The 25575-nt window shown below is 38.5% G+C and carries 20 protein-coding genes; 12 read left to right on the top strand and 8 right to left on the bottom strand.

What is annotated here, in order from left to right:
- Window positions 1–41: 41 nt before the first annotated feature.
- The 3 genes from L654_RS0114535 to L654_RS0114525 all read right to left on the bottom strand — a co-directional run bounded on the left by L654_RS0114535 (window position 42) and on the right by L654_RS0114525 (window position 4990).
- The gene (locus tag L654_RS0114535; RefSeq protein WP_024608291.1) at window positions 42–1394 is read right to left on the bottom strand and encodes a hypothetical protein; all 1353 of its coding nucleotides are present in this window, start codon (window positions 1392–1394) and stop codon (window positions 42–44) included.
- Between the two features lie 104 nt (window positions 1395–1498).
- Window positions 1499–3949, bottom strand: coding sequence for a TonB-dependent receptor (locus L654_RS0114530; RefSeq protein ID WP_007585660.1), 2451 nt, complete (start codon window positions 3947–3949; stop codon window positions 1499–1501).
- Between the two features lie 615 nt (window positions 3950–4564).
- The gene (locus L654_RS0114525) at window positions 4565–4990 is read right to left on the bottom strand and encodes a hypothetical protein (protein WP_007585651.1); all 426 of its coding nucleotides are present in this window, start codon (window positions 4988–4990) and stop codon (window positions 4565–4567) included.
- A gap of 339 nt (window positions 4991–5329) precedes the next feature.
- Here L654_RS0114525 and ccoN point away from each other — a divergent pair, with 339 nt between their 5' ends.
- The 12 genes from ccoN to ttcA all read left to right on the top strand — a co-directional run bounded on the left by ccoN (window position 5330) and on the right by ttcA (window position 17088).
- On the top strand, window positions 5330–6763 hold the full coding sequence (gene ccoN, locus L654_RS0114520) for a cytochrome-c oxidase, cbb3-type subunit I (RefSeq protein WP_007585649.1): 1434 nt from the start codon (window positions 5330–5332) through the stop codon (window positions 6761–6763).
- Window positions 6764–6775: 12 nt separating this feature from the next.
- Window positions 6776–7450 carry a cytochrome-c oxidase, cbb3-type subunit II gene (ccoO, locus tag L654_RS0114515; RefSeq protein ID WP_010554062.1) on the top strand — a complete coding sequence of 225 codons (675 nt, stop codon included), beginning with the start codon at window positions 6776–6778 and terminating at the stop codon, window positions 7448–7450.
- A 6-nt stretch (window positions 7451–7456) separates the two neighbouring features.
- On the top strand, window positions 7457–7642 hold the full coding sequence (locus L654_RS0114510) for a cbb3-type cytochrome c oxidase subunit 3 (protein ID WP_010554061.1): 186 nt from the start codon (window positions 7457–7459) through the stop codon (window positions 7640–7642).
- Entirely contained in the window at window positions 7639–8673 is a 1035-nt protein-coding gene (ccoP, locus tag L654_RS0114505) for a cytochrome-c oxidase, cbb3-type subunit III (protein ID WP_024608290.1), read from the top strand. Before L654_RS0114510 ends, ccoP begins: the two co-directional genes overlap by 4 nt.
- A 149-nt stretch (window positions 8674–8822) precedes the next feature.
- Window positions 8823–9314 carry a FixH family protein gene (locus tag L654_RS0114500; RefSeq protein WP_024608289.1) on the top strand — a complete coding sequence of 164 codons (492 nt, stop codon included), beginning with the start codon at window positions 8823–8825 and terminating at the stop codon, window positions 9312–9314.
- An 8-nt stretch (window positions 9315–9322) separates the two neighbouring features.
- On the top strand, window positions 9323–11698 hold the full coding sequence (locus L654_RS0114495) for a heavy metal translocating P-type ATPase (protein WP_024608288.1): 2376 nt from the start codon (window positions 9323–9325) through the stop codon (window positions 11696–11698).
- Window positions 11695–11862 carry a cbb3-type cytochrome oxidase assembly protein CcoS gene (gene ccoS, locus L654_RS0114490; protein ID WP_002963071.1) on the top strand — a complete coding sequence of 56 codons (168 nt, stop codon included), beginning with the start codon at window positions 11695–11697 and terminating at the stop codon, window positions 11860–11862. The genes L654_RS0114495 and ccoS overlap by 4 nt, the downstream gene beginning before the upstream one ends.
- Complete coding sequence (locus tag L654_RS0114485) at window positions 11855–12526, top strand: sulfite exporter TauE/SafE family protein (protein ID WP_007585638.1); 672 nt, start codon at window positions 11855–11857, stop codon at window positions 12524–12526. Before ccoS ends, L654_RS0114485 begins: the two co-directional genes overlap by 8 nt.
- Before the next feature lie 67 nt (window positions 12527–12593).
- Window positions 12594–13331 (top strand): FNR family transcription factor, encoded by a 738-nt coding sequence (locus tag L654_RS0114480; protein WP_007585636.1) that lies wholly within the window; start codon window positions 12594–12596, stop codon window positions 13329–13331.
- Between the two features lie 237 nt (window positions 13332–13568).
- A complete protein-coding gene (locus L654_RS0114475) occupies window positions 13569–14720 on the top strand; it encodes a right-handed parallel beta-helix repeat-containing protein (RefSeq protein WP_024590466.1) in 1152 nt (383 codons plus the stop codon).
- Window positions 14721–15076: 356 nt separating this feature from the next.
- Window positions 15077–16003 carry a universal stress protein UspE gene (gene uspE, locus L654_RS0114470; RefSeq protein WP_007585634.1) on the top strand — a complete coding sequence of 309 codons (927 nt, stop codon included), beginning with the start codon at window positions 15077–15079 and terminating at the stop codon, window positions 16001–16003.
- A gap of 170 nt (window positions 16004–16173) precedes the next feature.
- A complete protein-coding gene (gene ttcA, locus L654_RS0114465) occupies window positions 16174–17088 on the top strand; it encodes a tRNA 2-thiocytidine(32) synthetase TtcA (RefSeq protein WP_007585631.1) in 915 nt (304 codons plus the stop codon).
- 68 nt (window positions 17089–17156) lie between these two features.
- Here the strand turns inward: ttcA and L654_RS0114460 are convergent, their stop codons facing one another.
- The 5 genes from L654_RS0114460 to L654_RS0114440 form a co-directional block, all read right to left on the bottom strand.
- Window positions 17157–18218 carry a hypothetical protein gene (locus L654_RS0114460; protein WP_024590467.1) on the bottom strand — a complete coding sequence of 354 codons (1062 nt, stop codon included), beginning with the start codon at window positions 18216–18218 and terminating at the stop codon, window positions 17157–17159.
- Between the two features lie 55 nt (window positions 18219–18273).
- Window positions 18274–19344, bottom strand: a complete 1071-nt coding sequence (locus L654_RS0114455) for a hypothetical protein (protein WP_024608287.1) — start codon at window positions 19342–19344, stop codon at window positions 18274–18276.
- A 610-nt stretch (window positions 19345–19954) separates the two neighbouring features.
- Window positions 19955–21280 (bottom strand): PAS domain-containing methyl-accepting chemotaxis protein, encoded by a 1326-nt coding sequence (locus L654_RS1000000128630; protein WP_007585625.1) that lies wholly within the window; start codon window positions 21278–21280, stop codon window positions 19955–19957.
- 193 nt (window positions 21281–21473) lie between these two features.
- Entirely contained in the window at window positions 21474–23528 is a 2055-nt protein-coding gene (gene recD / locus L654_RS0114445) for an exodeoxyribonuclease V subunit alpha (RefSeq protein WP_024608286.1), read from the bottom strand.
- On the bottom strand, window positions 23525–25575 hold a 2051-nt coding region (locus tag L654_RS0114440; RefSeq protein ID WP_024608285.1), incomplete at its 5' end, for a 3'-5' exonuclease. The genes recD and L654_RS0114440, both read right to left, overlap by 4 nt.

Here is a 25575-nt window from a genome sequence, read left to right as displayed (position 1 = left end):
AAGGGACTGATTTTATCAGTCCCTTTTTTAATTACTAAAATTCATTTTTTGGAGTAGATAAGCTCAATATTAACGATTTTACTACGATTTAACGTTATTTTATAACGTTGGTAGAGTGTTCTATCTTCCTCAGTTAGCACAAGCACCATGTTAAGTTGATAGCGCCGTTCAACCGCCTGCTTAGAAATTTTATTACTATCTAAATGATATAACTTCCCTTCACCACGCTTTAAATAACGCGCAAATGGTGCAAGACTAAATTGCAGTGTTTGTTGCAGTGTATCGTAACCGGGTAAAAATTCTTTTGCACTAACACGTGTCTCACTTGCAAAGTGTAACCACTGCGCGGCTTGTTTATTTTGCTGACGACGCTTTGAAAAAATAGATCTAACTTCTTTAGGTATTTTTTTAAAGCGTGTGTATTCAAGCCAAATTAGCTGACTCGCTACTTTGTCTTTGGTAATACTATTTTTAAAACTAAATCGCCACTTAGGTCGCCCTTGTACAATAGCTCGCCAGATCATACGTGTAATGTCTTCTTTAAATATTTCACGTAGCCCGTAAATAACCCCTAAAATTAAAATAAGCGTCGCGGTGACTTCAGTAAACGTTGAGCGGGCATTAAGTATCACAACCATCACAAATGCCATGATAACAGCTGTTACAGTGCCTTTAACTAATCGTTTAAGGTAGCTGTTAAGAAAACGCGTTTGGCGCTGTAATATAACGCCATGCTCAATTAAACGTTGTAACAAGCGCATTTTATTTGTTATTCGATTTGCGTCTTGCATGGTGGTTTCAGAATTGTAGCTTTTCTCTGCTCGGTACGTATTTTCGTTTTTACAAAACTGCAGTAAATCGTTACGCTCTTTTGCATAATCGCTACTACGTGGGCCTTCATCTAAAAGCTTTAAAAATGATTGCTCGACATGCCAACTTAAATAGTTGTCAGCATTGGTAAAAAATGGAAGTAGTTTTTCGTCATCTGGCGTGTAGCGACGCAGCTTTTTTAAAAGCCCTTCACTTTGTTCATATACTTCGTTAGCGCGTTTATAAAAGTCTTCTGCTTCATCAATTTTTAACGCGTCTTTAATGTCGGCATCAAGGGCTAAACGCACTTGGTAACAAAATAAATTAAGGTTTTGACGGTAATCTTGCTGCTCACCTTTGTTTTTACTAACAAAACGGCTTCGTACTAATGGCAAGTGTATATTGTTAGCGTTGTAGGCTAAATGTGATTTAAAGTGGTTATTAAAGTAAGATTCTTCGGTAAGCGTTTGCGGATTAATCCCCATTTCATTAGGGATAGAAAAATACAGATCTATGCGCTGTTCAGAACGAGGAGTTAGCTCTGGTTCAATGACAAAAGATAAGTTTTCATCTTGTTTTAACAATCAGTTCTCCTTCTAAAATATCTTTTTAGTGTACTTGTCTCCTTTGTTTTGTTCAATAAAAAAGGCTCAGTAAATACTGAGCCTTAATACGATTAATGTGCTAGTTAAAACTTGTAGTTTACACTTGCAAAAACACGTGAACCAATTACATCATAAACTTCTGGAACAGTACCCATATCGTTACCACCTAATACTTTCTCAGGCTCTTTATCGAAAATGTTGTTCATGCCACCAGTAAATCGTAATGCATCATTCAAGTTGTAGCTCATTGAAATATCGTGGTAAATAACGTTGTCAGTACTAAAGTTTTCACCGTAGTAGTCACCATCCATTCCACGAAGGAATCTTGCGTTATAAAGGATATTTAATGAATCAGTTAGATCGTAATTAACTGAAAGGTTAGACTTTATTTTAGAGTAACCACCGATGTTGCCATCAATAGTACCTGTGTAATTAATGTCATCTTCTTCAAACTTAATTAAATAAGTTGTATCAAGGTTTATACGGTAGTTATCTGCAGAGTAGCTAATATTCCAATCAACACCTGACGTTTCTTGAGAACCTACGTTAGTTAGTGCTGAACTTAGGTTAGATAAGTCACCAGATTGTGTAATGTTTACTGATGAACATGATTCTGAGTCACCTGCAAAACAGCTATTCATTTCGTTTTGAACATCTAAGCGAGTAATCGCATTAGTAATATCAAACTTCCAGTAATCTAGAGTTGTTGATAAACCGTCAGCTACTTCCCAAACCATACCAAAAGTGAAAGAGCGACTTTCTTCGGCTTTAAGATCGTTATCACTTGTGTAGTTTACAAGTATTTGAGCATCTTGTTCGTTGCCCCATGGATCAGCTAGGTAATCGTACGAACCTGAGTTACCACCAAACAGTTCTGATACGTTTGGTGCTCTAAAGCCAGTAGCTAATACAGAACGAACCATAAACTCTTCAGTTACATTCCACGTTGCACCAAGTTTCCACGTTGTTTCGCCACCAAAGGTAGAGTAGTTATCGTAGCGAGCAGCACCTTCAAGGGTAACAGTCTCTAATACCGGCATAGATGTTTCAAAGTAGATAGACTGTACTGAGAAATCACCTTCAGTTGGATCTTGTTGTGCAGCTGTGCTCTCACCAAGCTGAGTAATTAGATCTGGTGTGTAGTAACCACTTTCAAAGCGGTTTTCTACACCGATTGCGTAACCAATATCACTTTCTGTTACTGCGCTGTAACCAGCTGAAAGAATAAATTGCTCGTTACCACCTTCGTTTGACTCAGTATAAATTGAATCGTTAGATGTTAATAAGCTACGATCTAAAGAATCACCGCTGAACCAAAGAGCTTGGTTTGCATAAATGCTTTCTTCAACTCGACTTGCATTAATTGAGTTTTGAACTTTATCTTTTGAGTCATTACGACCGTAAGTTGCACTTACATCCCAGCTTGCATCGTTATCTAATAAACCTTGTAATGCAACAGATACACGGTAAGTGTCAGTTTCTTGCTCATAAATACGAGGACCAGCATCAACCATTCTTCTTCTGTACTCTAAAGAGTCAGCAAGATCGCCTGTATCTGCGTCACGGAAGCTATCTGTGTAAGTTGAATCCAAGCTAGAAGTACTTAAATCAATACTTGCTGGTTGTGGTGCAAGTTGTTGATTAGATTCACGACGTGTATACATCAAATCAACATTAAATGTAGTGTCTGAGTCTAGCTCTTTGTCAAAACTAGTAAATAAGCTGTATAGCTCATTAGGTGTTTGAGCATAGCTTGATGTTGTGAAGTCGTATGAAGTAGTTCTATCTGCAAAAACACCATTACCCTGGTAAGTTCTGCCGCCCAGTGTTCCTTCAGGGATAAATGAAGACTCGCCAGGCTCTACAAAACGACGATCCGACTGAATTACTTCACCACGGTTTGAGTATTGAGCACCAACAACTAAGTTGCCATCGGCAATATTCATTCCGTGTAATAAACTAACACCGTAGTTATTGCCATCACCTTTTGTAGTGCGGCTTCCTTCAACGTTTAGCTCTGAACCTTCAAAATCTTTCTTTGTTATAATGTTAACAACACCAGCAATAGCATCAGAGCCATATACTGCAGACGCGCCGTCTTTTAAGATTTCGATAGATTTGATCATTGCTACAGGAATGGTATTTAAATCAACAGAAGAATCTGCGCCGGTACCTGAAGAAACCATACGACGACCATTTAATAATACCAGTGTACGTTGCGAACCCATACCACGTAAGTTAACTGTCGCAGAACCACCTGAACCATTATTACTTGAAGCGCCTAAGCTAATACCAGCAGCTGATGGCTGAGTAGAAAGTATGTCAGCAACAGATGTGAAACCACTTTTTGCAATGAAGTCATCACCGATAACTGTGATTGGGCTTGCTGTTTCCATATCAGTACGGTTAATACGAGAGCCCGTCACCTGAATTTTTTCAATTGATGTAGCTGCTTCGTCAGCCGCTAAAACTTGCACACTTGAGAACATTGGTATTGCTGCAATTACAGCTAAGCCAAGAGTTGATTTTTTCATGAAAGAACCCTACTTGTTGAAGTTTACCTTTATTGGTAATGCTCACTTGTTATAAGAATAGTGAGTCAGATGGGCAACTTAGGCGTTTTTAACTGAACGAAAACTTAACGCCAGTACGCTTTTTATCAACCAACAAAATAGAACAACTCTTTTGGGGACATACGTTACAACTTGTTTCATTGTTAACGAATAAATACATTTAAATATCAATAGCATAAACAATTTAAGATACTTAAATAACACAGTTGAAACCAAACTGGTCAACTTTGTAATTCAATGTAATTAATCGAATTGTGTACCAAATTCAGATAAATTAACAAGTTAATCACAGCAAATTATTAAAACCGCAAAACTAAATGTTAATTACTAACCGAATTTACGCATGTTTGGTGCTTAAATAGCTTTATCTGACTACTTTGCGGTTTTTTTGATTAGACTTTTTGTTCAGCCACAATTAAAACTGTGTCTTTATTGAATTAGTTTCATATTATAAAAACTTATATTGGCTACTTGATTCAAATAGCAGTTTTAGTGATCTTCTCGCTTAAATAATCGTATGGATAACAATGCAAATTGCTAATGGTAAATGGATTGCATGAAAGTTAGGTATTAAGCCTAATACGTTACATAAAAAGAGTAATTTAGTGTTTGTATTAAAGAGGTTGTATTATCTTTGACTGTTAGCTCTAAATTCCAGAGCATATTTTGCTCAGAACAAATGCCAACCATGGTATTACTCTGCCACAGGCCATTATGTTTTTTAAATTGCTGAGGAATGTAACCCATATACATAGTAATGCCTTTAAGCTTGGCATCTTCAATTGTAAGGTTTGTTGGCAAATCACTAAAAATAGTAAATGGAGTTTCGGGAGAAAGAGTTTTCTCGCTTAACCATACTTTAACATCATTTGAAAAAGTACAAGGCAAATTGGCTGTGCATGTGGCATTTTCTAGAAACTTTTCATCTGTATTTTTGGAAAAATCACATGCTGTTAATAAAAAAAATACCGCCGTGAATAAACTTAATCTATATATAAGCATAACAATTTCGCACTAAAGAAAAACAAATACTAATAATCGCGACTGCAAATAACAAGTGCGAGTGTTACTATTAAGCCAAATTAGGCACAAACTGTATCAAAAAATAAACAACAAGCTCACAAACATTGATTGATGTCATAATTTTATGTAATTGACCTATCTTTTTTAGGCCAAAAAATTTATCATTTCACCCGCAAAAAATAAGGGTTTCTCAAGTTTTTTTTCTGAAGCTTTCATGTATTGAAAGTTTTAGATAACACGCTTGAGAAAATAGTAGGCCCCACTTTTAAAGGTGGGTAATTCATTTCTAAACGCATTTATTGCAGCGGAAGCCAGAAAATGAGCCAAACAGTAGCATCACAAACTGAGTATAACTATAAGGTTGTACGCCAATTCGCTATTATGACAGTGATTTGGGGCATCGTTGGCATGAGTATTGGGGTTCTGATTGCTGCCCAATTAGCTTGGCCAGCACTTAACTTTGATACACCATGGTTAACTTACTCTCGACTACGTCCGTTACACACGAACGCAGTAATTTTCGCATTTGGTACCAGTGCACTTTTTGCGACGTCTTATTACGTCGTACAACGTACTTGTCAAACGCGTCTTTTCTCAGACAAACTCGCCGCCTTTTCTTTTTGGGGCTGGCAGCTAGTTATTGTATTAGCAGTAATAACGCTACCGTTAGGTATTACTAGCTCAAAAGAATATGCAGAACTTGAATGGCCAATCGATATTTTAATCGCTGTGGTTTGGATTGTTTACGCTATTGTATTCTTTGGTACTTTAATCAAGCGTAAAGTGTCGCACATCTATGTTGCTAACTGGTTCTATGCTGGCTTTATTATTACTGTTGCAGTACTACACATTGTAAACAGCATGGCAGTGCCTGTGTCGTTAACTAAATCATATTCAATCTATGCAGGTGCCGTAGATGCTATGGTTCAGTGGTGGTACGGTCATAACGCTGTAGGTTTCCTACTTACTGCTGGTTTCTTGGGTATGATGTATTACTTTGTACCTAAACAAGCAGGTCGTCCAGTGTACTCATACCGTTTATCGGTAGTTCACTTTTGGGCTCTAATTTCATTATATATCTGGGCTGGTCCTCATCACCTTCACTACACAGCGCTTCCTGATTGGACGCAAAGTTTAGGTATGGTTATGTCTATTATCCTATTCGTACCGTCTTGGGGTGGTATGATTAACGGTATTATGACGCTATCTGGCGCGTGGCATAAACTACGAACTGATCCAGTACTACGCTTCTTAGTTGTTTCATTGTCTTTCTACGGCATGTCTACGTTTGAAGGTCCAATGATGGCAATTAAATCTGTAAATGCGTTATCTCACTACACAGATTGGACAATCGGCCACGTACACTCAGGTGCACTAGGTTGGGTTGCTATGATTTCAATTGGTGCTATTTACCACTTAATTCCTGCGTTATTCGCGCAAGGTCGTATGTATAGCGTTAAATTGGTTAATACCCACTTCTGGTTACACACTGTAGGTGTTGTTTTATACATTGTTGCAATGTGGATTTCTGGTGTAATGCAAGGTCTAATGTGGCGTGCAGTGAATGCTGACGGTACATTAATGTACAGCTTTGTGCAGTCTTTAGAAGCGTCGCATCCTTTCTATATCATGCGCTTTGTAGGCGGTGTATTCATCGTAACGGGTATGTTAGTTATGGCTTATAACGTTTACCGCACTATTTCAGCTGAGAAAGAATCTCTGAAACTAGACGCGCAAGCACAATTAGCATAACGGAGTGAGATGATGAGCAAGAAAAATTCACAAAACAAACATGAAATAGTAGAAAAGAACGTTGGCCTTATGGCTATTCTGACTGTTTTTGCTATTAGCTTTGGCGCACTAGTTGAGATCACTCCGCTAATGTTTCAAGACGATACAACTAAACCAGTAGAGGGTTTACGCCCTCTTAACGCTTTAGAAATGGAAGGCCGCGACCTTTACGTACGTGAAGGTTGTTCTAACTGTCACTCACAAATGATTCGTCCTTTTCGTGATGAAGTTGAGCGTTATGGTCACTACTCTGTAGCAGGCGAATCAGTATGGGATCATCCGTTTTTATGGGGTTCTAAACGTACTGGTCCTGACTTGGCTCGAGTTGGTAAGCGCTACTCGGATGATTGGCATTATGCTCACTTAGTTGATCCACGTGCTGTGGTTCCTGAGTCAAACATGCCAGGCTTTCCTTGGTTAGCAGAGAATACGGTTGATACAAGCCTTACTCTGAAAAAACTACAACTTTTCCGTGATACTTTTGCTATTAACCCAGAAAACCCAAAACATCCGGGTTTAGGTTATGGCGATGATGCAGAGCTTCAAGCAGATGTTGATAAAGTTAATGCTATGAATGATGGCAAAGGCGCAACAGAAATCCAAGCTCTCATCGCGTATTTACAGCAACTTGGTACCCACTTGAAGTAAAAAATTATGGATTACGGAACATACAGAGGTATTTTGACTCTGGTAATTTTAGTATTGTTTATTGTGATTGTTGCATGGGCATATAGCAAGCGAAGCAAAACTCGTTTTGACAGCGCTGCTAATGCCATTTTTGAAGATGAAAAAAAACATGACAACACGCTCTCTAACGAGGAAAAGGAGTCTGAAAAATGACTAGCTTTTGGAGTATTTGGGTTATTGTATTAACCCTTGCATGCTTATGCATCATCTTTGGCTTATTAGTTTGGAACTTAAAAAACTATGCAGGCGTAGAAGAAGGTGAAAGCTGTGGACATAAATTTGACGGCATTGAAGAGCTAAATAATCCACTACCAAAATGGTGGACCTACATGTTTTTCGCAACTTTTGCTTGGTCGGTATATTACCTTGCAGCTTTCCCAGGTTTAGGTAACTGGGAAGGTTTTGGTAAATGGACTAGTTCTAATCAAGGTATTACCTCTTTAGCTGAATCTAAAAAAGCAGTTGCAGAGGCAAAAGCGGATGGTCGCTTTGTAAAACTTGATAAAGAGTACGAAGCTGCAGAAGAGCGCTTTGGTCCTATTTTTAATAAACTTGCACAAGTACCCGTTTTAGATTTAGTTAACTCTAAATTTGAAGGTGATGCTGCACAGCAAATAGCACTTGATAATGGTAATAAACATGAGCAAACAGATGGCCAAGTAGCCATTGAAATTGGTCAGCGTTTATTTTCACAAAACTGTGCGCAATGTCATGGCTCTGATGCACGTGGTGGTACTGGCTTCCCTAACCTAACTGATAAAGATTGGTTATATGGCGGAACACCTGACAAAATTAAAGAAACACTTCTTTATGGTCGTATTGCAGCAATGCCAGCTTGGGGTCCTGCTCTTGGCGAACAAGGCGTTAAAGAAATGACAGCACATGTGCTGAGCCTTTCTGGTCGTACTGTTAACCAAAAAGACGCAGACGCAGGTGCCGCTAAGTTTGCTATGTGCGCCGCATGTCATGGTGCTGATGGTAAAGGGTCAGTTGCACATAACTTACCATTTGGCGCGCCTAACCTGACTGATAACATTTGGTTATATGGTGGTTCTCAACGTGCTGTTGAAGAAACGCTTAACCACGGCCGTGCCGGTGTAATGCCTGCATGGAAAGACATTTTAGGTGAAGATAAGATTCACTTATTAACTGCCTATGTTTACAGTTTATCGCAAGATAAATAAGCACGCGGTTAATAAAATGTTTATAAATTAATTTATTTAATTCAATAGATTAATCCAGATCAAAAAAGCCTCCACTGTGAGGCTTTTTTTTAGTCTTTTACGTATAATTCCTATAAAATAACGCTTCCTAAACTAATTTTAGAGACACTATGCAACCTACTCCGTGGTATAAAAATTTTTGGCCTTGGTTTTTAATCTTTTTTCCGTTAGTTGCCATTATTGGCTGTATTAGCTTATTTATTACGGCAATAGGTAACGGTCCAGATATGGTTGTTGACGACTACTACAAAAAAGGTAAAGCAATAAACTTAGAACTGACTAAGTTTGAAAAAGCAAAAGCACTTTATCTACATGGCGAATTAAATGTAACAAACGAGCGTGTAAGCTTTAGATTTTCTAAAGGCGACTTTAGTAATGTACATGCGTTGAAGCTGTCTTTTTATCACCGCACCATTAAAGCACATGACTTTGCAGTTACGCTTACACCTAATGCTAATCAAGAATTTACTGCATTACTTAACGAGTATACGCAAGGTGCCTACTCTGTATTTATTGAGCCAATAGATGGCAGTTGGAAAATGAAAGAAAATATAACGTTACCAACTGGACAAACCGTTTTAGTTACTCCTAATTATAAGTAGTAATAACTATGTCTAACTCTTGCTTTCATTGCCTTGAAAGTGTGCCAAACGGATTTAGCGTAAACGTTATAATTGACGATAAAGCTCAGCCAATGTGTTGCATTGGCTGCCAAGCTGTTGCGCAAAATATTGTTGATCAAGGTATGACCGATTATTATAAATACCGAACGGTTCGTGCTGGAAAGGTCGAACAGCTGGTACCTGAGCAACTCGCATTTATAAAAAGTTATGACAACGAAGACATTCAAGACGAATTTATAGCCACTAACGATAATATCTCAGAGGTATTATTAAGCGTTGAAGGTATAACCTGCGCCGCTTGTGCATGGCTTATCGAAAAACAACTCTTAAATTTAACCTCAGTTAAGCGTGTTGATGTAAATACATCTACCAACCGCGCGATGATTCAATGGGATAAAACCAGCACCCCGTTGAGTGAAGTTATTACTTCCTTAGCTAAAATTGGTTATAAAGCCTACCCATTTCAATCAGATATTGAAGCTCAGCAAAAGCAACAAACTGCAAAAGCCTATATTCGCCGTTTAGGTGTTGCTGGTTTAATGACCATGCAAGTAATGATGTTTGCATTTGCCATGTACTTTGGCATGTTTTCAGGTATGGATCGCAATTTTGAGCAGTATTTTAGATGGATCAGCTTAGTACTGGCCTCTCCCGTTGTTTTATATAGCGCACTGCCCTTTTTAACTAATGCTATAAATGGCTTGAAAGCAAAACAACTCAATATGGATTTACCCGTATCACTGGCTATTTTTGGCGCATTTGGCGCAAGTTGTTACGCCACATTTATGCAAGTCGGCGAAGTGTATTTTGAATCTGTGTGCATGTTCACCTTTTTACTGTTATTAGGTAAATATCTTGAATTTAGAGCGCGTTTAAAAGCCAGTGAATTTACTGCCAACTTACAAAAACTATTGCCATTAACAGCGCGTACCATTAACGAAAGTGGCGAAGAGCTTATAATTGCAGCCAAAAAACTAAAACTTAATGACGTAGTACTTATTAAAGCAGGTGAGACAATTCCTGCTGATGGCGAATTAATTAAAGGTAAAACTACGGTTGATGAATCAATGATGACGGGAGAACATCAACCCGTTACAAAGTTTATTGGCCATAATGTCTATGCTGGGTGCGTTAACCACGACGGCGTTATTGAAATAAAAATTAATAAAATTGGTCAAAATACGCTTTTAAACCAAATTATACGCCTGCAACATAACGCTTTAACCAAGCGCCCTAAACTGGTTGAAATTACAGATAAAGTAGCGCAATGGTTTATTGCGTCTTTACTTATATTTGCTTCACTTACAGCTATTGGCTGGTACCAAATTGACCCAGAACACGCATTTTGGATCACTATTTCGGTTTTAGTTGCTACCTGCCCGTGTGCCCTGAGTTTAGCCATACCTACCGCGCTTACATGTGCAGTGGCAACGCTTACCCGCAAAGGCGTATTAATAAAACAAGCGCATGTGCTTGAAACGCTCTCACAAATTACTTTATTTGCATTTGATAAAACAGGCACACTTACGCAAGGTAAATTTAGCCTTGATGAAGTAGATATAATCGATAAACAATATACAAAAGCGCAAGTGCTAGATATAGCAGCCATGCTAGAGCGTTATTCTGAGCACCCTATCGCCAGTGCATTTGATGAGTTTACGCCAGCTCAGCGCAGTCTTAATAGCGTTGAAGTACATCCAGGACTGGGAATTAGCGCACAAGATGCAACTAATCATTACGCAATTGGTAAAAGTGGTTGGTTTAATAGCAAAAAATCGAATGCACAAGCGAGCTTGTATATAAATAAGCAAGTTGTTGCACGCTTTTACTTTGTTGATAAAGTAAAAAGCGATGCTAAAAAGCTTATAGACTCACTTCAATCGCAAAACTTAACCTGTCACATGTTAACCGGTGACGCGTCAGATGCTGGGCAAAAAGTAGCTAAGCAACTTAAACTTGAAAGTGTGCAATTTGGATGTTCTCCACAAGATAAACAAACCGCCGTTGAGCAATGGTCTTCACAAAATGAAGTCGTTGCAATGGTAGGTGATGGTGTAAACGACAGCCCGGTATTTGCCAGTGCGCATTTATCTATCGCTATGGAAACAGGTGCAGACATATCAAAAAATAGCGCCGATGTAGTGCTTCTTAATAGCGATTTAGCCTCCATTGGTCACTTACTTAATGTGGCAAAACAAACCAGACGTATTATTAAGCAAAACCTTGCGCTGTCTTTATTGTATAATGCTTCCATATTACCACTGGCAGCGTTGGGCTTAGTTGCTCCATGGATGGCTGTGATTGGCATGTCTGCCAGCTCAATTATTGTAATTAGTAATTCACTAAGGCTATTAAAGTTATGAGCATAATTTACATTTTGATCCCTATCGCCATTTTATTTGTCATTATTGCTATTGGTGTATTTTTTTGGGCTGTAAAAAGCGAGCAGTTTTCAGATTTAAACAAGCAAGGTCATAGTATTTTGTTTGAAGATGACAAAGAGCAACACAACAAAAGTAATGATTGACCCTCTTTATACCAGCGCATTTTTAATGGGACTAATCGGTAGCGGTCATTGCATTGCTATGTGTGGTGGTATTGCAAGCTCATTACAACTGGCTAGTGATAAACGCAAAACATTTACCTATTCATTTGCTTATAATATTGGACGTGCTCTGAGCTACATGGCAGCAGGCGCACTTGTTGCTGGTATTAGCAGCCAATTTGCAAGGCAAAACACCTCCTTCTCTTTAGTACTTTCGTTCATTGCAGCTATTTTTATGCTCCTCGTTGGTGTGTATATAATGCGCTTGGGCCCTACTTTGCAATGGTTAGAGAAAATTGGTAAAACCTTGGTGTGGCAACATATTGTTAAGCTAAATAAATATTTAATGCCTATTAACTCTCCTTTTAAAGCCCTAGGTTACGGTGCGTTGTGGGGATGGCTACCTTGTGGGCTTGTATACTCAGCGCTTACATGGGCGATGACTAGCCCAAGTGCCCTAGACGGTGCCTTAGTTATGCTTTGCTTCGCTTTGGGTACTTTTCCCGCGATGATCACATTAGGCATTACCGCGCAAAAACTAAATACTATTATTAACCATCCATGGACCCGAATTGTATTAGGCAGTGTTATAATTTGGTATGGTATCTACTTATTGATTATTGCAACTGACAAACTGGTACATTAATCTATTCGCATTATTAACCTTTATGGTTATTTTGCAGTCGTGTATAAAAATTTAAACGGATTAAATTATGGATTTCTCTCAAAGTCGCGCTAAAGGTAATTGTGCTATTAGCTGTAATAACTGCAGTATTAGTCAATTGTGTTTGCCATTTTCACTTAATGGCCAAGAAATGGACAAGCTTGACGAAATTATTGAGCGAAAAAAACCACTCCATAAAGGCGACTATCTATTTGAATCAGGTGCACCTTTACAGGCTATTTATGCGGTTCGTTCTGGTTCATTTAAATCGTACACGCTATCGGAGCGAGGTGATGAGCAAATTACCGGCTTTCATTTAGCGGGCGACCTAGTTGGTTTTGACGCAATAAGTAAAATGACTCATCCCAGTTTTTCGCAAGCACTTGAAACGTCAATGGTGTGCGAAATCCCATTCGATACTCTTGATGAACTATCAGGAAAATTACCAAAGCTTCGCCAACAAATAATGCGCTTAATGAGCAGTGAAATTACATACGATCAAGAAATGCTGCTATTACTCAATAAAAAATCAGCAGAGGAACGCTTAGCTAGTTTCATTTATAACCTGTCAGAGCGTTTTGGTGAGCGTGGTTTTTCGCGTAAAGAATTTAGATTTACAATGACTCGTGGCGAAATAGGCAATTACTTAGGCCTAACAGTAGAAACCATTAGCCGTTTATTAAGTCGTTTTCAAAAAGCTGACTTAATTAAAGTAGAGGGTAAATTTATTACAATTTTAGATAATGATGCCTTGGCTAAAACCGCAGCAATAGTAAAACCTCGTTAGTACCTGCCTCGAATAACAATCCTTTACTCGTAATTGTTATGTAAATAAAGTGTAATTATTGCAATTACACTTACCTTCGACTAATACTTTAGAAGTGGGCTTAATTAAAGTTCTACAAATAAAGAACTTCATTTAACTCAGTACCATTATTTGGCGCAGCGCATTTTACAAAAGCAATAATGCAATTTTATCATCGTTAAAAACTTCTATTTTATTCACTAAATGAAAGGAAATATTATGCGTAATATTTTATGTCTCTTGTTTATTTTTTCTTTAGGTATATTCAGTGCTCAAGCATTAAGTTTCATGATTCCAGATGATGGGGCCGATGACTCTCAATCGTTAAAAGAATTAATTTTGAACACTGAGGAGAATGGTGAATTAATTATTGAACAACCAGGCGTTTATGATATTTGCTCAGCTATAATTTTTAAAAACATCAGTAATGTTGTTATCTCTGCAAAAAAGGGAGTAGTGCTGAGAAAGTGTGATAGATTTGAAGGTGAATATATTTTAGCTTTCTATAACTCACATTTTGTAACTATTGAAGGCTTCATCTTTGAAGGGCTAACAAAAGATAAGGTTAATTACGCTTGGGGCGAGCAAGGTTTACTTTTAGCTGGTTCTTCTGATATTTCAGTGCATCATAATCAATTTTTTAACTTCGGAGATGCAGCAATTAGAGCTACTTCTTCTCACTTATCTTCTTTCGAAGGACCTATTAATTCTTTCAGAATCAAGATTAGTAATAATTACTTTGAAAATATCACGCAAGTTACGACAACTCACCCTTGGAATAATAACTTTGGTGGTACGCATGATATTAGAGTTGAAAATAATACTTTCGAAGGCATGAAAGGCTCTTTAAAATTCGCCTCTGTAAAGCCAGTGTCTAAGGCTTTAGTAAGATATAATACGTTTAGAAATACAAAAGGTACTGCTATCGAGCTGACCTATTATTCAAATGTTAAAATCATTGCGAATACTTTTTTAGACACAAAAAAATTTATACTCAATGCTTATCCAAACAAGCCAAAAAGTGTGACAATTCCTTTTAATTGGGGGAGTATTTATTTTACGCATAACAGTATTATACGTTCGAAAGGGGGTATTAGAATACAATCTGATGTGACGGGAGAGCTCATTGACGATAATTACGTAAGAGGCATTTATATCAATAATAATCACTTTCTTGATATTGATATGACCGTTTACCCAGAAAAAAAATACTGGGATCTAATTAACTTATTTACTCGCGGTGGGAAAAATTATTTATTTTCTACAATTAAAGACAATACCTATAACCTACTCCCAGGGGTAAGCTTTGTAAAAGAAACTTACGGATTTTCCCAAGAAAATAATATATTACTGGAATCTAAGAATAATTAAAAAGTATAATTTTTTAGTTTAAAGTAACTTTTCAGTATATTTCACAGCCTTTGAGTTACTAAATTTTAGATATCCTTATGGGTTAAGGCTTCTTCAGTCTATTTTGGCCTTAGGTGAGACTGAGTCGATGCAACTTACGTACTACCAATGAATAGGAAATGGAAATCTATAAAAGGCAAACATGCACCGCAATTAAATCGCTATAAATTAAAAAAGAGCAAAAAAACATCAAGTATATTTAAAACTTGGAACGAAAATATTTTTTGATTTAGAACAACAATTTATATGCTACCCCTTTAACTGTTTTATATTTACGTTACACTAAATGTACACCCGTTAGGTAAATGGAGTAGCATATGAACACTATTAAACGCATTATTGCGGTTATTGACCCCACCAAAGATGATCAACACGGTTTAGCACGTTCAATAGATTTAGCTAAAAAATCTGGCGCAAGTATTACCGCCTTTATGACGGTTTACGACTTCTCTTACGAAATGACGACTATGCTATCTGGCGATGAACGCGAAGCAATGCGCGATGCCGTACTAAAAGATCGCCAGCTATGGCTAAACGATTTAGTTTCCCCTTACAAAGATATAAATATTGAAACCCAAGTGGTTTGGCATAACCGCCCTTACGAAGCCATAATCGATACTGTAATTGATGAAAAGTACGATTTAGTAATTAAAGGCACACATCAACATGGTGCACTTAAATCAGTTATTTTTACCCCGACCGATTGGCACTTAGTACGCAAATGCCCCGCTCCGGTATTATTTGTAAAAGAAATGGCATGGCCAGCAAACGGTAATATTTTAGCTGCTGTAAATGCGGTTAGTGAAAATGAAGAACATGTAGCACTTAATAAACGCGTTATTAAAGACGCACAATATTTATGTGAACTTGCCAACGCAAAACTTAATTTAGTTAATGCCTACCCTGCAACTCCTATTAATATTGCCATCGAAATTCCTGAGTTTAACCCAGGACTTTATAACGAATCAGTTAAAAAGCATCATCATGAATCAACCAATGCACTTGCTGCAGAGTTTAATTTAAACCCAGAGCAATGTTTTATTGAAGAAGGCCTGCCGGAGGATGTAATCCCTGATGTAGCGAAGCGGTTAAATAGCGAATTAGTTGTTATTGGTACTGTAGGCCGCACGGGCTTAAGTGCCGCTCTTGTAGGTAATACAGCAGAGCATGTAATTGATAGCCTAGACTGTGATGTACTGGCACTCAAACCCGATGGTTACGTGAGCCCTATGGCAAAGGATTAATTTTAAGCTTTATGTGCAAGTTATAAGCGAGTTATTTTTACGTGTTAATAAGGCACGTTTAAATCAATTTTAATTACATCCTAAACTCGCATATTCAGGTGGTTTGGGTATAATACGCCCCTTTATTTTTAGCAAATAACTTTGCTGTATTGTTTTACTAGGGGGCGTAATTGTCACACTCAGATCAAGCTAAAGCTCAATTTAACTTAAATAAGCTGCAAAAGCGTTTACGTCGCCAAACTGGTCAAGCCGTTATGGACTTCAATATGATTGAAGAAGGTGACCGTATAATGGTATGCCTTTCTGGCGGCAAAGATAGCTACACAATGCTTGAAATGCTTCAACATTTAAAACGTGTAGCACCTATAAAGTTTGACCTAGTTGTTGTAAATCTTGATCAAAAACAACCTGATTTTCCTGAGCATGTTTTACCCCAGTATCTTGATAAATTAAATGTTGAATACAAAATTGTAGAAGAAGATACTTACAGTATTGTTACCGATATTATCCCTGAAGGTAAAACAACGTGTTCACTTTGCTCACGCTTACGTCGTGGTATTTTATACCGCACAGCAAAAGAACTAGGCGCTACTAAAATAGCCCTTGGTCATCACCGTGACGACATGATTGAAACATTGTTTTTAAATATGTTTTACGGCGGAAAGCTAAAAAGTATGCCGGCTAAATTAATGAGTGATAACGGCGAGCATATGGTTATTCGCCCACTTGCATACTGTAAAGAAAGCGACATAAGCCAATACGCATTTGTACAAGGTTACCCTATCATTCCGTGTAACCTATGTGGCTCGCAAGAAAACTTACAGCGTAAACATACAAAAACAATGCTCGCTAAATGGGATGCGGAGCACCCAGGTCGTATTGAAAGCATTTTTACGGCAATGCAAAACATAGTGCCTTCACATTTAGCTGACGCCGACTTGTTTGATTTTAAAAACTTACAAACCGGTGAAGTAATTGATGGTGGCGATATAGCCCTTGATAAACCAGATATTCCTAAAGTGCCTGTTGCTAATGAGCTTGATGAACAAGAAGCGCCAAGTGTAGTTACTATAAATCTAAGCTAACAAATTTAAGGGGGTTGTATTTATGTACAACCCCCTTAAATTTACCAATTCAGCATTGCGTTCTATTTTTAACTCTCAGCTAAGCCTTGTAAAAATTCCAAACTTAACTTTTCTTGTGCATTAGCCTGATATGGTAATTGCTGCAAGCTATCGTACGAAAAATCGTTAATATCAAAGTGACTTATTTCACTATTCCCAAAGCTATTTCGCTCACCTGGGCTTGGCGACATTCTCTCAATAACAAAGTCGCTTAAGCGCATATCTGTAATGCCTTGTGGTAGCACCGACCAATGAGCTTTCAAATTAAGAGTTTGGCTTCCCTTCGTTAACCGCTCTTTAGATACTAAATGAGCAAGTGGTGTATCGCCACTGTATAAATTAGCCCTAACACGATACAAACCACTTTTTACTACCACTATGTTAGCTGGCAAAATCATGTTTTCGTTTTGTGCATAAGCAGTTTCAAAACCTGTTAAAGTTGCACTCGGCGGCATATATTGAATTTGCGCAACTACGGGAACTTTTTTACCCGCAACATCACCCTCTACAAACACTTGTAAGCTACGAGGGTAATCTTCATCCTCTTCAAATGTAATAATTGCTTCACCGTCACGCGCATTGCCTGTATGGGTATTTAACACTTCTTTTGTATCAGTATTTGCAAGCTCAACGACCACTTTTCCAAGCCCTTGGGCGCTTATCTTTATTGTTATTTCTTCTGGGTATACAAAACGATATTGTTTAAGACTTAACGTTAAAGCATCGCCACTTTCATCAATAGGGCTCGATACCGGGTAGAATTGATTTGGCTTTAATCGATCTTCATCTAATGGACTCAATGGCTGAGAATAAGGAGGAAATTTAAGTGCACTTTCATATTGCATAACCACTTGCTGCGCTGCTTTTGTTAAGTCTTCATTAAACGCGATTTGTTTTTTTGATTGTGTTTTTTTTGCTGTAGGTACGTCTATAGGGATCACTTTTACAGGCGATAAATCAGCTACGCTCGCACTGTGTTTAACCTGAGGTGTTATTGGCTCAACAACTTTATGAGCATCATTTTTACCTGTAAACCATAGCGAGAATAAAATAGTGCTAATAATTAAAGCAACGGCATAAAATTTTTTCATTTTTATATTTCAATCTTTTATAAGGCGTATAGTTTTTAACTACACGCCTTGTATGTTATGGAATCACATTATAAATAAGTGCTGATGCGCTTAAATTATTTGAATCCTTAATATAACGATATTGTTTTTTCCAAAACCAACTACCTGTAGTTTTATCAAACGTATTAAAACCTACTGTGTCACCTTCCACATTTACGTTATTCATGGCTATTGTTACATTACCTTTTCGCTGCGTGTTATGTATTTCGTTATGGCTATAACTGTCACTCATCATCATTGGATAATGGTTTGGCATAAAGCTACTTACTGCATCACCTTGCGATTTTAAATGGCCATTTGTATCAATACTGCTGCTACAACTTCCAAACGAGCCAGCCGAACTGGCACCACATGAAGAGTGCGATGCAACAACCGAATCATCATTCCCTTTTAAAAAACCACCCGTTAAACCCAAATATGCATTTCCATCGGCAACAAAGCGTAAACGTGGCGTACGTGCATCTGGGAATGGTGAAATTTTACGTGCATTGTTTACTTTTAAATCGTGTAATACACCAACAGCTTCGGTTACATCACTTCCTAGCCACCATTTGAGTGCAGCATCGACCGCAAAGTTCCATGATGCGCCAGTTAAAGCACTAACAGCTACGTCAGCCAGCTCACTTCCACCACCCGCGCCTGCTAAATCAAACGTGGCAACAATATTAAGCGGCTCTAAACCTTCGTTTTCTAACCAGTTTTCTTGATTATCAATAATATGGCGTGCAACTAAGTCTCCTGTTGAATGTGTTACAAATACACAGCCATCACTGCATAAATTAGAGCGTGAAATTTGCTTTAGCTTTGGCCACACCCAATCGGTAGCAATTTTACCTTCAATACGTTCATAAGCAGGCCAATCAATTCGCTCATCTGCACGATTATTCCAGTACGATTGCCAATATGTTTCACCATCATTGATTACATCACTACCCGACTTATTTGTTATTTGCGAAGTTTGTAACCCATGAATTAATATAATTTTGTAGTCTTTACTCGCTGCAGAAAAGCTCATTAACATAGCTAACCCCGCACCAATTAGGTGGCTTGGCTTAATTAAGTTGTGTGTGCGCTTTGTGTTGTTCATACAATTCCTCAATGTTGTGTACTTAATATTTTATTATCATTTAAGGTATTCATGTTGGTTTACATAAGCTTGTCAGCTTAGGTGTTCACTAGGGTCTGTTGTTCTTTGCGGATTAAAATTTGTTCAAACTAGAGGCTATTTAATCACGGCGCGAGATTTGTAACCTAGTGGGCTCGGTAACTGCTCCTGCGTTACTCTACTGGCTTACATCCATGTAAGAATAAGTAAAACCCGAGCAACAAAGAGTAAATAGCCTCTAGGAAGTACCCTTTGGGCAGCGTCTGTTTGGCATTAATGCTACGTTATCGCCTATTTATGGGGAACAACCACACTACTTAGGCTCTGCCTTGCCTAAATACCAAACAGACTGCTGCAAATTTAACCTTGAAAGATCAACAGACTCTAGTATTAGGAACAACGAACAAAAATGCAACAACTTATTATCATTTAGGGAAGAGAAGAAACTTATTTCATACTGATTAATGAGTTAATAGAGGTATAGTTGTTATATTTGAAATTATTAGATGGGTTTCAAGGGGTATATTGAGGGTAGTAAGATTAAAGCGGATACCATTGAAAGTGCCCGCTTTAGAATAAGGACGAAGCTAATCTAACCGTTAGCTTTAAGTTCACTGGTAAATTGCCCAATTGCATTTACAACTTCTTGTGCACCTTGTTGGATCTCTTGCATCACTTCACCAGATTCTTTAGATAACGCCAAGCCTTGCTCTGCCTTCTCTTTACCTTTTTCTATTACAGCCACCGTATTTTGGGTTTGTGATTGGTTGCGCTGTACAACTTCTACAATTTCTTCTGTTGCTTTTGAGGTACGCGATGCAAGCAATCGCACTTCATCTGCAACCACAGCAAAGCCTCGCCCCTGCTCGCCAGCTCTTGCCGCTTCAATTGCGGCATTTAATGCTAATAAATTTGTTTGCTCAGCAATACTACTAATGCTTTGTACAATACTCGATATTTGTTGCGACTGCTGATCAAGCGCTGAAATTTCATTTGCAGCTTGCTCCATGTTAATAGCCAGCTCAGTCATTACTGCGACTGTATCTTGTATAACGCTCGCGCCTTGCTCTGCTTTTTTATCAGTTTGGGTTGAGGTGCTATAAGCAATTTCGGCAGCTTGTGATATCGCAATTTCTTGATTTACTTGATCAGTGATAACAGTTGCAAACTTCATCACTTTATAAAGCTCATTCGCGTCATTTGAGATTGGGTTATATGACGCTTCTAGCCAAACAATGTTGCCATGTTTATCTACACGCTTAAAACGCTCAGCAATAAACTTACCTTCTCTTAATTTAGCCCAAAATTGCAGATACTCTTGGGAGTTATACTCTGAAGCCTCACAAAACGTACGGTGATGTTTACCTAGTATTTCACTTTCTTGATAACCCATTGCAGCTAAAAACTGATCATTTGCTTTTAAGACATGGCCCTCTAAATCAAATTCAATTACCGCCATAGAGCGATATATCGCTTTAATAGTATCGCTTTGCTCGCGAGAAGCCGTAATTGTTTTTGTAAGTACACTTCCGAATATAGAAAAATAGAGCAACTGATCTTGCTCCCCTTTTACTGGATGTACTATTAAACGTAACCATTCAGCTTTACCATCGCTGCGCATAACTTGCAATGCACCGCCCCAATGCCCTTCTTTTTTAATAGCTTGCTGTAGGCTTTTAAATTCTGAAGATTGACGAGACGAATCTGTAATAAAATCGTCAAAAGAATTATTAGTTAGATCATCTTCACTGTAGCCTAGGTTTTCTAAAAACTTATCATTGGCGTGCGAAATTCGGCCATCATAAAGAATGTTTAGTACTAACATCTCTCGGTAAAGCCCTTCCCACACTTGTTGTAATGGGTAAAGTTCAGCTTTTAGAGAAGCTATTTCGTTTTGTTTATTTTTAGAAAAAAACATTAATATCCCTACCAATACATTCGATATGAAATGAAATTAATTTTATTATAGAAGATATTATTTATAACGCGATAAATAATAAGAGCTTTAATTACTAGATTCAGAAAGTTTTAAAATAGCCAATACATAAACACTGGTATCTACAAATATGTGGATACATCAATAAAATAACTTCTATGCCCCAGCAGAACCTTTAATTCTCAAACTTTAATCTTTCATACAATCCAGACGCTCTCGATACGCTTTTATTCATTGCTAATTGCAGTACTTTTTTGTCAGCCACCAGCTCAAACTTATTTTTAGCGCGGGTTATTCCCGTATACACTAATTGCCTGTTAATACCCATGCGCGCTTGTTTTAGCGGTGGCAGTACCATGGCTGTGTAGCTAAACTCTGAACCTTGTGATTTATGAATAGTCATTACATAGACTTTATCGTGCGCAGGGAGTCGTGCTGGCGAAAATGCTCGTTGATTACCTTGCTCGTCAATAAATATGGCTTTGAGTTGATTACTTTCATCGGGCATTAAAATACCAATATCACCGTTAAATAACTTAAGCTGGTAATCGTTTTGGCTCACCATAATAGGCATGCCTGTGTAATGATGTGTATTATGGCTAACTGTTATTAAACCTTGCTGTTGCAACACGCGCTCTATTCGTTGATTTAAGCTATGAACGCCGTAATCGCCCTCTCGTACCGCAGCTAAAAGCTGATAACTCGCAAAAGCAGTATGCACCTGTGCAACATCTGCCCCTTGGGCAATTAAGTTAAGGTACTTTGCATAATGACTCGCTGCACTTTTAACGAGCTTTTCAATTGGTTTTGCTACAAAGTCGTAATCTAAAATTACATCGTTAAAGCGCCCTTCACTACTTTCTTGCTCTACGTAATTTAAAATACCGGTGTTATTGGTGTTTACCGCAAGTGCGAGTTGACCAATGCCGCTTTGTGCATCAAATCGATAACTGTGTTGTAAAAAGGCAATGCAATCTGCGAGTTTAAATTCACTCACGCTTTGCGCTACGAGCTTAGGCTCATTATTGAAGCATAAACTATTTAGCTCATTACAACGTGCTTGCGAATAACTTGGCGTTTGCCCAAGTGTTAAACCTTGGCATAAATCGCTCATTACGCTGCCGGTATCTACCGAGGCAAGTTGATCTTTATCACCTAGGAGTATTAATCGCGCGTGCGCAGGTAGCGCTTCTATTAATTTAGCCATCAGCGATAAATCGACCATACTGGCTTCATCAATAATTAGTACATCTAAATGCAGCGGATTGCTTTTGTTATGTCTGAATTTATTAGTAAACGGTTTTACGCCTAATAAGCGATGAATAGTTTGAGCGCTTTGCGGGATCAGCGTTTTTATATCATCAGGAATCGTTGTGAGCTTATTTTTAGCGCCCAAAATAGACTCACTTAAACGTGCAGCAGCTTTACCTGTAGGGGCCACCAGCTTAATACTAAGGGGTGCTGTTTCATAAAGTGACTGCAAAATAGCCAGCAACTTAGTCACTGTGGTAGTTTTACCTGTACCTGGGCCACCCGTGATCACACTAAAGCCTTTGGTGGCCGCAATCGCACACGCCACTTTTTGCCAATCAGTTTCAATTGTTGAATCAGCAGGAAAATAGGTATTTAAAAGTTCAGCCAATACTTCATTATTAATATTGAGCTTTCGCTCGCTCATGCTTAATAGTCTATCCGCGAGTGTTTGCTCATAACCGGCAAGGCGCGCAAAATAAAGTCGCTCGTTAAATAGTTGCAGTGGTTTATTTTCGCCCACGCTTTCATGGCTTTGTAAATAATTAAGCGCCGTATGTACGTTAAAGTCATCACTAAACGGGCTTAACGTACTGGGTACATTGCCATCGAGTTTATTAAAGTCACTGTTGCGCAAGTTAAAAGGATTGCTCCAGTCAACCTCATTTAAGATTAAGCAGCTATGCTGACTTTGCTGCGATAAGCAAAGTAATAAAATAATATAAAACAGCTCATTATGAGTTTGCTCAATGTCATTAGCACACAGTAATTCTGCGAGTTTAACATCAACTACACGCAGTCGATTTTGCGCTAATAAATACTCAAGTAGCGGGACTTCGATAATCGTATTATTTAACACAATGTCATCTAATGGGGCATCTTGTGCTACATTTTTTGAAGTAAGAGGCTCTGCGGCTTCATTATTAAGTGTCTCGTCTATATCGTCAAACAAGCCAGGTTGCTCATTTAAATCGCTCATAGCATGGCTCCTTGGCTAAATAAGCCATCTAAAATAATCACTTGTTCTTCAGTTAGCTTTTTAAAGTACACGCCTTGCCCTGTCGGCATTCCACGTAAAAACGTGTAATACACGCCGCCTAAATGGGTTTCTATCGAGTAATCAGCTATACGTTGTTTTAATAAACGATGCAGCGCTACCGTGTAGATTAAATACTGTAAATGATACTGATGACTGCTCATTGCTTGCTCAAGCATATCGCCTTCGTAATCAGCTGGCGTACTGCCTAAGTAATTAGACTTATAATCTAAAATATAATATTTGCCTTGGTAGCAAAATATTAAATCGACAAAGCCTTTTAACAAGCCTTTTACTTGTGAAAATTCAAGCTTACTTTGCGTAAAGCCAAAATGTTTAACCAGCATTTCGTTTAGCTTAGGTGCGCTTAAGCTCTCAAGTGGTAAATTAAACTCCATTTCGACTAGGCAGTCGCTTGGTGTAAGCACACCTAATGAAAGAAGGCTGTTTTCTAGAGAGCTTTTATCTAGGGGGCACGCAAGAACATCGAGTACCCACTTTTCAGCCACTTCTCGCCATTGCTCACCTATGTGATACTTTTCAAGACTGCGCTTAACTACCTCAGATAAGTTTTGCTCGGTATTAGTTGGGTGAACTATTGGGCTAATAAAATCTATTTGTTCAAATATTTCATGCAAACAGCTACCCGGCTTTGGCCCTTTAGGAAAACTATAAGGTGATGGCAGTTCGTCCTCTTGCACTGCAAACTCGTCTTTTTCGTGATCTTCATCACTTCGCCCTGGGGCTAATTGGTCGCTGTGCTTTTTAAAGCTCAACGCACTAAAGCTGGTTGCTCGCCAGTTACGTTCAATATTTGCTGTTACTCTATTAACACTTAATGTTTGCTGCGCAATTTTACTATTACTAAAACAAAGCTTTCCCTGTTCTAATAACGTTTGCGAGGTAAATTGCTGATAGCTCATCGCGCTATTAGCGTCGCAAAACTCACTTAAATGCGTGCGCCATGTTTGGCTACTGGCAAGCTCAAGCCCTGCAAATAAAACATGCCCTAGTGCACTACTTTGCATTGCTAAGCGGCTACTTTGCCCATGCCCAATGTTATAAACACCAAGCGCACAAAAATGCACAGCGCGAGTAAGTGCTACATACAGCAGGCGTAAATCTTCAGCTAAGCGCTCTTGCTCTGCTTTTTGCAGTGCATCTTCGTCTTTACTTAAATCGTAAACTAGCTTGCCGTTATTGTGATAAAGCGCTTCTTTTGTTTCGCGATAGCCACTAGCAAACGGCATAAATACCAGTGGGTATTCAAGCCCCTTTGAGGCATGCATAGTGACAATTTTAACTAAGTTGGCGTCACTTTCTAGGCGCACTTGTACTGTTTCGCCATCTTGTTGGCTTACCTTTTGTGCAAACCATCGCAGTAAACGCAGCGTGCCTTCAAGCTCTATTTGTTTTTGCTGAAGTATTTCGCCCAAATGCCTAAAGTCAGTCAGCCAACGCTCAACGTTATATCCCAATCCTTGCCATTTAGCGCTAAGCTGGTTATGGCTCATTAAGCGCTCAAGCATTGCCATAGCGCCTTGCTTGTTCCAAATGTGGCTAAGTTGTGCAAAAAAGTTTAAGTAGTCTTGCCATTTATTTTCATCATCGGCGAGTGCGTGTATTTCGTTATAACTTAAACAAAATAATGGACCAGCTAAAACACCGCGCAGCAGTGACTCGTCATATTGACCATGCAGCGCCGTTAAAAAGTTAAGTAGGTGATGGCTAAGCTCTTGGCTAAAAACGCTCTCGCGCGATAAATACACGCTGGCTATTTTGGCTTCGCTAAGCGCTTTTTTCATTATTTGCGCTTCAACACGGTCGCGCACTAATATACAAATATCGGCAGCGCTTACAGGGTTATTGCCAATACACGCGTCCCCCTGTTTTGCTTTTTCAAGCAGGGTCACTATTTTATTAGCAAAGTGGGTGGCTAAATGCGCTTGCCCTACACCTTTGTTGGTTGGTTTGTTTTTTTCATCGGCGG

This window comes from Pseudoalteromonas sp. TAB23 (assembly GCF_000498075.1).
GTDB classification, from domain to species: Bacteria; Pseudomonadota; Gammaproteobacteria; order Enterobacterales; family Alteromonadaceae; genus Pseudoalteromonas; species Pseudoalteromonas arctica.
This window is presented reverse-complemented; position numbering and strand designations above follow the sequence as displayed.

Coding starts and splice junctions, on each gene's coding strand:
- L654_RS0114530 (WP_007585660.1), bottom strand. CDS start 3,949: ATGAAAAAATCAACTCTTGGCTTAGCTGTAATTGCAGCAATACCAATG.
- L654_RS0114525 (WP_007585651.1), bottom strand. CDS start 4,990: ATGCTTATATATAGATTAAGTTTATTCACGGCGGTATTTTTTTTATTA.
- ccoN (WP_007585649.1), top strand. CDS start 5,330: ATGAGCCAAACAGTAGCATCACAAACTGAGTATAACTATAAGGTTGTA.
- ccoO (WP_010554062.1), top strand. CDS start 6,776: ATGAGCAAGAAAAATTCACAAAACAAACATGAAATAGTAGAAAAGAAC.
- L654_RS0114510 (WP_010554061.1), top strand. CDS start 7,457: ATGGATTACGGAACATACAGAGGTATTTTGACTCTGGTAATTTTAGTA.
- ccoP (WP_024608290.1), top strand. CDS start 7,639: ATGACTAGCTTTTGGAGTATTTGGGTTATTGTATTAACCCTTGCATGC.
- L654_RS0114500 (WP_024608289.1), top strand. CDS start 8,823: ATGCAACCTACTCCGTGGTATAAAAATTTTTGGCCTTGGTTTTTAATC.
- L654_RS0114495 (WP_024608288.1), top strand. CDS start 9,323: ATGTCTAACTCTTGCTTTCATTGCCTTGAAAGTGTGCCAAACGGATTT.
- ccoS (WP_002963071.1), top strand. CDS start 11,695: ATGAGCATAATTTACATTTTGATCCCTATCGCCATTTTATTTGTCATT.
- L654_RS0114485 (WP_007585638.1), top strand. CDS start 11,855: ATGATTGACCCTCTTTATACCAGCGCATTTTTAATGGGACTAATCGGT.
- L654_RS0114480 (WP_007585636.1), top strand. CDS start 12,594: ATGGATTTCTCTCAAAGTCGCGCTAAAGGTAATTGTGCTATTAGCTGT.
- L654_RS0114475 (WP_024590466.1), top strand. CDS start 13,569: ATGCGTAATATTTTATGTCTCTTGTTTATTTTTTCTTTAGGTATATTC.
- uspE (WP_007585634.1), top strand. CDS start 15,077: ATGAACACTATTAAACGCATTATTGCGGTTATTGACCCCACCAAAGAT.
- L654_RS0114460 (WP_024590467.1), bottom strand. CDS start 18,218: ATGAAAAAATTTTATGCCGTTGCTTTAATTATTAGCACTATTTTATTC.
- L654_RS0114455 (WP_024608287.1), bottom strand. CDS start 19,344: ATGAACAACACAAAGCGCACACACAACTTAATTAAGCCAAGCCACCTA.
- L654_RS1000000128630 (WP_007585625.1), bottom strand. CDS start 21,280: ATGTTTTTTTCTAAAAATAAACAAAACGAAATAGCTTCTCTAAAAGCT.
- recD (WP_024608286.1), bottom strand. CDS start 23,528: ATGAGCGATTTAAATGAGCAACCTGGCTTGTTTGACGATATAGACGAG.